Origin of the sequence: Pseudomonas schmalbachii, assembly GCF_017589465.1 — a bacterium.
Lineage (GTDB): Bacteria > Pseudomonadota > Gammaproteobacteria > Pseudomonadales > Pseudomonadaceae > Pseudomonas > Pseudomonas schmalbachii.
Map to the genome: position 1 here is coordinate 1 of NZ_JAELYA010000018.1, position 1,179 is coordinate 1,179.

At 60.8% G+C, this 1,179-nt stretch carries 1 protein-coding gene; it reads left to right on the plus strand.

Annotated elements, in window-relative coordinates:
• The first annotated feature begins 219 nt into the window (after window positions 1-219).
• Entirely contained in the window at window positions 220-1,164 is a 945-nt protein-coding gene (locus JFY56_RS24130; RefSeq protein WP_208316818.1) for an IS110 family RNA-guided transposase, read from the plus strand.
• The last annotated feature ends 15 nt before the right edge of the window (window positions 1,165-1,179 follow it).

Genomic DNA, 1,179 nt, shown 5'->3' on the forward strand with positions numbered 1-1,179 from the left:
CGCTTGTATGGCGGTAGGGTAGGAACCTGTCGGGGGTGGAGGGACAAGACCCGCTTCTGCAAGCCAGACGGTAGGAGACTTCCCCCACCCACGCGCTCACGACAAGCGCCGATAAGGAATCCATCGGATATTGAGTAGCCGCTCAAACCGACAATACCGGCAAGCCTGCGCCAATGTGAGCCCCGACAGGTTGTTCCATCTTCACTGTCGGAGTGCGCCATGACAAGCCAAACCCCGGTTATCGGGATCGATGTCGCCAAGGAGTCGTTGAGCCTGTGCCATGCGCAGTCTGGCGAGGTGTTCGAACTACCCAATGACTCCCGCTCGATCAAGGCCTGGCTCAAGACCCTGCCGGCCAACTGTGCCATCGCGATCGAAGCTACCGGCATCTACCACATGGACGTCGCAACCCTGGCGCACGCACGAGGGCACCGGATCTATGTCATCAATGGCTTTCGCCTGAGCAACTATCGCAAGGGCATCGGTGGACGCAACAAGGACGATCGCAGCGACGCTCAATTGCTGGCTCGTTACCTGGCCCATGAGCAGGCGCAACTGGAGCCCTGGCAGCCGCCCAGCAAGGCGTATTGCCGCCTGCAGACGTTGCTGCATCGCCGTGCCGCCCTGGTCCGTAGTGCTACATCCCTGCGCCAAAGCTTTTCCCAGGACCGTCAGCTGACAAGGGCGCTCCAGCCGGTCCTCAAGCGCATGGCAGCCTTGGAGCAACGCCTGGAGAAAGATATCCGGGAAGCACTGCGTGAGGCCGGATTGATGGAGCAGAGCAAACGCTGCCAGGCGATCGAGGGCATCGGCCTGCTGACGGCCGCCGCCCTAAACCTGGCATTTCTGCGTGGCCACTTCCGCAATAGCGACGCCTTCATCGCCTTCCTGGGGCTGGATGTGCGACTCAAGGAGTCTGGCCGCTACTGCGGCCGACGGAAGCTGACCAAACAAGGCGACCCAGAAATTCGCCGGCTGCTGCACAACGCCGCCATGGCTGCAGCGCGTACTCAGCGCTGGAAATCTCTTTACCAGGGTTACCTGATGCGCGGGTTGAAGAAGACCGAGGCCCTGACCATTTTGGCCCGCAAATTAGCCCGGATAGCCTTTGCCCTGATGCAGACGCAGACGGCTTATCACCCCCAGGAGGCGAAGCCCCATTGACATAGAATCTCCTAC